At 70.7% G+C, this 556-nt stretch carries 2 protein-coding genes; one reads left to right on the top strand and one right to left on the bottom strand.

The annotated features are described in order from the left end of the window. Window positions 1-120: 120 nt before the first annotated feature. Window positions 121-363 (bottom strand): hypothetical protein, encoded by a 243-nt coding sequence (locus AB8Z36_RS41715; protein WP_369218523.1) that lies wholly within the window; start codon window positions 361-363, stop codon window positions 121-123. Here AB8Z36_RS41715 and AB8Z36_RS41710 point away from each other — a divergent pair. Next, window positions 362-556 (top strand): LysR family transcriptional regulator (locus AB8Z36_RS41710; RefSeq protein ID WP_369218522.1); only part of this gene is annotated, 195 nt, incomplete at its 3' end. The genes AB8Z36_RS41715 and AB8Z36_RS41710 overlap by 2 nt on opposite strands.

Genomic DNA, 556 nt, shown 5'->3' with positions numbered 1-556 from the left:
AGAGTGACCCCGAACTCTCCGAACTCTCCGACGACGATGCTGTTCATTCCTCGCCCCCAGGAATGAACGGGCGCCTGGCTGACGCCGGTCCGTCCACCAGAGCAGCCCGCTCCGGGGGTGTCAAGGAATGCCGTCGACGGCGACGACGGCCAAGTCCGCGGCGGCCCGCCCCAGGAACTCCCGGAGGAGCCGCGTCGTGCCGACACCGGCTTCACCGCCGACGAAGAGGGCACGGGGCTCCTCGTATGGGGACGGGGTGCCGCCCGTACGTAGGGCATGACCCGGCCGGGTGGCCTTCGTGCCGCAGGGCAGCGCGGCCTCCCGCGCCCGCGCCGTGTTCCCGCCCGGCGACACTGTCGTCATGGATCTTCTGTCACTGCGGTACTTCCAGGCCGTCGCCCGTCATCAGCACATCAGCCGGGCCGCACAGGAGTTGCGCGTCGCCCAGCCCTCGGTGAGCCGCACGATCGGCCGGCTGGAGTCGGAGCTCGGGGTCCTGCTGTTCGACCGCCAGGGCCGTCGGATACGGCTCAACGAACACGGCGAGGCCTTCCTG

The sequence above is a fragment of the Streptomyces flavofungini genome (genome assembly GCF_041028215.1).
GTDB lineage: Bacteria > Actinomycetota > Actinomycetes > Streptomycetales > Streptomycetaceae > Streptomyces > Streptomyces flavofungini_B.
The sequence above is the reverse complement of the archived record's forward strand: the minus strand, read 5'-3'. Positions and strand labels throughout refer to the sequence as shown.